The sequence below is a fragment of the Streptomyces cahuitamycinicus genome, from assembly GCF_002891435.1.
Lineage (GTDB): Bacteria > Actinomycetota > Actinomycetes > Streptomycetales > Streptomycetaceae > Streptomyces > Streptomyces cahuitamycinicus.
In genome coordinates this window covers 1-3,394 of sequence record NZ_POUC01000625.1, presented here as the reverse complement: position 1 = coordinate 3,394, position 3,394 = coordinate 1, and the positions used below count along the sequence as shown (strand labels likewise).

Here is a 3,394-nt window from a genome sequence, read left to right as displayed (position 1 = left end):
GGCGGGTGTTGCGCGGCCCACTCCACGAGGGCAGCCGGGCGGCAGTGCCGCCGTCGGTGGCAATCCGGGCCGGTCGGTCTGACGGTGACGGAGCGTCGCTGCCCCTGCTCCGCGGCCAGCCGGCCAGCCGGAAGGCAGAGGCGGAGCTCCCCGCCGTCGGCGGCACCTGGCCGGTCGGCCGAATCGTGACGGTCGTGGGCATTTGGCGCTACACCGGTCCCCGCCGGAGGCAGCCGGCCCCGGTAGGCCGGACGGTGGCGCCCGGCCGGTAAGCCCGGCCGGCCGCCCCAGCGCGTCAGCCTGCGGAGGACTGCTTCAGTACCTCCGCCGGCAGTGCGCCGCCCGCACCGATCACCTCGATGCCGAGCAGCCGCCCCGACGCGTCCACGTCGAGGAACACCTCCGCGTCCGCCCCGACCCCGTCGACGGGGATCTGCCGGACGGCGGCGCCGTCCGCGATGTGCGCGACGAGGGAGACATACGCGGTGTCGTTCTCGCGGTCGTACTCGATGTGCATGCTTCGCCTCTCGGGAACGGGCTCAGTTGCGGCCGACGGACACGACGTTGCCGGCCTTGTTGATCACGACCCAGATCTTGCCGGTGGTGTACTTCCACGTGCCCGGCGACTTGCCCTTGGTCTTCTTGCCGGTCTTCACCGTACGCGCGACCATCTCCTGGCTGATGCCGCGCTGGGCCATGCGCTGGGCCGCGTGCTTGGAGATGCTCTTGACGCCCTGGGAGAGCAGCAGCCGCCCGGCGACGATCGCGATCGGGATGAACCACGCCGGGTCCGCCACCACCGGGAAGGCCGTGCCCGGCCCCGGCCGCACGGTCTGCACGAGGGCGCCGCCCTCGACGCGGTACTCGGTCGGCACGGCCTCGCCGCGCGCGTCCTTCGCCCACGGCGCGTCGAACGTGCCGAGGTACTCCTCGCCGCGGGTGACCAGGACGGAACCGTCCTGAAGGGTCTCGGTGGCCGCGTCCGCCGGCAGGCCGAGCGGGAACCGGAACTCGGTCGGGGCGTCCGCGTCCTTGAGCGTGATCAGGGCGCGCACACCGTCCCGGTTGGGCTGCACGGCCAGGTCGACGTCCTCGCCCGCGCCCGGGTAGACGACCGTGCCGCTGGCGCTGGTCGTGGCCTGCGCGTCGGCGCTGCCGGGCAGGGTCAGGCGCAGCACGTCGGAGCCGTAGGCGAACTCCACGGCGCCGTCGGCGGTGGCCGGCGCGGTGATGCGCGCGGCGGATGCCTCGGTGCCGACCTCCGCGCGGGTGGCTCCGCCGGCGACGGGCGTGCCGGGGACGAGGTCGGACGTCCCGGTGACGCGCTCGACCGTCTCGGCCGCCTGGACGGCCAGGGACGGGCGGGACCCGTCGTCGCCGGTCCCGGCGTGCGCCCCCGCGGCGGTCAGCAGCACCGCTCCGGCGGTGCAGCACGCCACCAGGATGCGGGCGTGGGTGCGTCGGCGTCGGGCGGGGCGGTCCTGAGTGTGGTGCATGTACGTCCTTGCATGGTGCTGACGGCCCGTTGGACGGGCCCGTGATGATCGGCGTCCCGACGGATCGTGGCAGCGCGGCACCGGCCGGCGGCATCCGCCCGAGGGCGGGAACCGACCCCGCCGACCGGCGGGGTTCGGGCGGCCGTGTGGCAGGTGGCACACGGCGCCGGTGCAACGCCGGACGGGCGAGAGCCGTCGTATCGAACGGTGATCGCGCTGCGTGGGGGGACGGAAGTGATACGAGTCGCGGTGGTGGACGACGAGCCAGTGGTACGCACCGGACTACGCGTGATCCTCGGTTCGGCGCAGGACATCACCGTCGTCGCCGACTGCGCGGGCGTGGGCGCGGTGGAGGCCGTGCGCGACGGGCGGGTGGACGTCCTGCTGCTCGACATCCGGATGCCGGTCGTGGACGGCCCGGCCGTGCTGCGGCAGGTCGCCGCCCTCCCGCGGCCCCCGGCGGTGGCGATGCTGACCACCTTCGACGCCCGTGAGCACGTGGACGAGGCGCTGCGTCTGGGAGCCGCCGGGTTCCTGATGAAGAACACCGCGCCGGAGCAACTGATCGACGCCGTACGGGCACTGGCAGCAGGCCGTCGGGTGCTGGCGCCCGAGGCGGTGGGGCAGGTGATCGACGGTTACCTGCTCTCCGGTCGTGACGAGGACGCCGTACGGCGGGTGCGGGCGCTCACCGACCGCGAGCGGCAGGTGCTCGCCCTGGTGGGAGCCGGGCTCAGCAACCGGGCCATCGCGGGTCGGCTGCACCTGGCGCACGGCACGGTCAAGGACCATGTGAGCGCCGTGCTGGCGAAGCTGGGCGGGCTCAACCGGGTGCAGGCGGCGGTGGTCGCGGACCGCGCGAACATGGTCGGCACCGGACCGGGGCGGCGGTGAGCGGGGTGCCGGTGCCGGGGGCGCCTTCAGCCGGGGAACGGGACGGCGGGCCCCCGGCCCCCGGTGCCGTACGGCGTATCGCCTCCGGGGCGCTTCCGGTGCTGGTCGCCCTGGTCGACGGACTGGTGGTCAACGGCCTCACCTCCGGGCACGGGACGTGGCTGGCGCTGGTCGCGGCCGGCGCGCTTCTGCTGCGGCGCCGGGCCCCCGAGGCGGCCGTGCTCGCCGGCCTGCCGGGGCTGTACCTCGGGCACATCGCCTTCGCCCCGCTGATCGCGCTCTACTGCGTCGCCGTCCGCCGCGGGCACGTCCTCGTCGGCGTGGCGGGCGCGGCGGCGGTCGCGGTTGCGTGGTTCCTGCCCCACCCGGCGGCCGGCGTCTCCTCCCTCGCCCTCGACCGGGAGACCGCGCTGCTGGCCCTGGACTGCTGCGGGGTGGCGGCGGGCGTCGTCGTCCTCGGCCGGTCGGTCCGGTCGCGCCAGGAGCGCCTGCGGGCGGCCACGGCCCGGCGGGCCTGGGAGAACCAGGTCCTGACCGAGCGGGTGCTGGCCACCGAACGCAACCGGCTGGCCCGGGAGATGCACGACGTCGTCGCCCACAAGGTGAGCCTGATCAGCCTCCAGGCCGGTGCGCTTCAGGTGGGCCGGCCCGGGGACGCGGACGTGCGGGCGACGGCCCGCACGATCCACGAACTGTCGGCCCAGACCCTCACCGAACTGCGCCACCTCGTGGGGGTGTTGCGCACGCCGGGAGACCCCGGCGCGCAGGGCGCCCCGGGGGCCGGACTCGCCGGCCTCACGGACCTGGTCCGCGGCAGCGGCCTCACGGTGGACCTCGACGTGTCGATCCCCCCGGTCCCGGTGCCCGAGGCGGTCGAACGCGCCGCGTACCGCACGGTGCAGGAGGCGCTGACCAACATCCGCAAGCACGCCCCGGGTGCGCGGGCGCGGGTACGGGTGCGCTGCGCGGCCGGTCTGCACGTGGAGGTGCACAACACCGCCCCC

4 protein-coding genes are annotated in these 3,394 nt (G+C 75.3%); 2 read left to right on the top strand and 2 right to left on the bottom strand.

The window, feature by feature from the left end; translation table 11 throughout:
• Positions 1-295 precede the first annotated feature (295 nt).
• Positions 296-517 (bottom strand): DUF2283 domain-containing protein, encoded by a 222-nt coding sequence (locus C1J00_RS40560; protein WP_102913851.1) that lies wholly within the window; start codon positions 515-517, stop codon positions 296-298.
• Between the two features lie 22 nt (positions 518-539).
• Positions 540-1,496 (bottom strand): DUF4258 domain-containing protein, encoded by a 957-nt coding sequence (locus C1J00_RS40555; RefSeq protein ID WP_102913850.1) that lies wholly within the window; start codon positions 1,494-1,496, stop codon positions 540-542.
• Between the two features lie 252 nt (positions 1,497-1,748).
• Between C1J00_RS40555 and C1J00_RS40550 the strand changes: the two genes are divergently transcribed.
• Together C1J00_RS40550 and C1J00_RS40545 are read left to right on the top strand one after the other, a co-directional pair.
• Entirely contained in the window at positions 1,749-2,390 is a 642-nt protein-coding gene (locus C1J00_RS40550) for a response regulator (RefSeq protein ID WP_342751800.1), read from the top strand.
• Positions 2,387-3,394 (top strand): sensor histidine kinase (locus C1J00_RS40545; RefSeq protein ID WP_102913852.1); only part of this gene is annotated, 1,008 nt, incomplete at its 3' end. The genes C1J00_RS40550 and C1J00_RS40545, both read left to right, overlap by 4 nt.

Coding starts and splice junctions, on each gene's coding strand:
- C1J00_RS40560 (WP_102913851.1), bottom strand. CDS start 517: ATGCACATCGAGTACGACCGCGAGAACGACACCGCGTATGTCTCCCTC.
- C1J00_RS40555 (WP_102913850.1), bottom strand. CDS start 1,496: ATGCACCACACTCAGGACCGCCCCGCCCGACGCCGACGCACCCACGCC.